The sequence below is a fragment of the Paenibacillus popilliae ATCC 14706 genome (assembly GCF_000315235.1).
Lineage (GTDB): Bacteria > Bacillota > Bacilli > Paenibacillales > Paenibacillaceae > Paenibacillus_B > Paenibacillus_B popilliae.
The window spans coordinates 1-983 of the sequence record NZ_BALG01000194.1 but is presented as its reverse complement, the minus strand read 5'-3'; the positions used below and the strand labels follow the sequence as shown (position 1 = coordinate 983).

Genomic DNA, 983 nt, shown 5'->3' with positions numbered 1-983 from the left:
GGCTTTGCGATTAGCAAGCGACAGTCTTAATGAAGCCCTTGACGCATCGATGAAGGACACTATGCATGCGCAGGAAGAGTTGCAAAATGAACGTTTGAAAGTGACTCAATTACAAGCGCGTCTTGATGTCCTGGAGGAGAGCATGAAGGAACTACAGGCTGATAAGGAGCGATTAGGTCGTGTTAATGAAGAGTACGCCAAGGAGATGCGTGAGTTGGATAAGTCCAATGGCAGGTTGTCGGCAGAAGTTGAGCGGCTGAATGGAGTTGTCGATGATAAAGAAAATTGGATACAGGGACTAACGACAGAGGTCGAGCAGCAGCAGACTGTAGTTGCTGCGCAGGAGACGGAGGCGGCTAAGCTGTCCGCCGTGGCGGCTGCAGCTGAAAAAGAAGCTGCCATCATGGCTGCGAAGGTAGAGCAGTTGGAAGCACATGCGAAAAGGCAAGAAGAAGTCTTTAAGGCTACTATCATTGATTATGCGGCTACTCACGGTGCGGCGATGAGTGGAAAAAAGCCTACAAAGTCTATTAATAAGGGGGAGATAGACGCTGGAGGTGATGAGAGATGATGTGTATCACGGTGGTTACGATTGTGATGGATGTGGTGGACGCATATATGAGCAAGAGTCGGAGCCAGTGCGCGCGTATCCGCACTGTGGAGGGGCTGTGACACGTCCAGATGGTGCGGCAATCTATCACATGTATCATTTGCGTATTAACCCGTCTACGGGCGCTCTGGACGTCTCAGAGTGTCTGATAGTTTAATGAGCTAGATACGACACATAGGGGGCTGGGGATATATCCCCAGTGTAACCCTGTCGTGGATCGGCTACACTTAGTTGGACAACAAAAATAAGGGCTTGTAGAATAAAGCTATTATCTTAAGAAGCGGATCGTCTACAATGCCAAAACAACGACGTACTTTCACAGCAGAGTTTAAAAAGCAACTGGTGCAACTTTATGAAAACGGAAAAACCCGAG

The 983-nt window shown here is 48.5% G+C and carries 1 protein-coding gene; it reads left to right on the top strand.

All coding sequences use genetic code 11. The features are described 5' to 3' along the window. Nucleotides 1-571, top strand: a 571-nt coding sequence (locus tag PPOP_RS22805) for a hypothetical protein (protein WP_006286980.1), incomplete at its 5' end; no start/stop codon positions are given. Nucleotides 572-983: the final 412 nt, after the last annotated feature.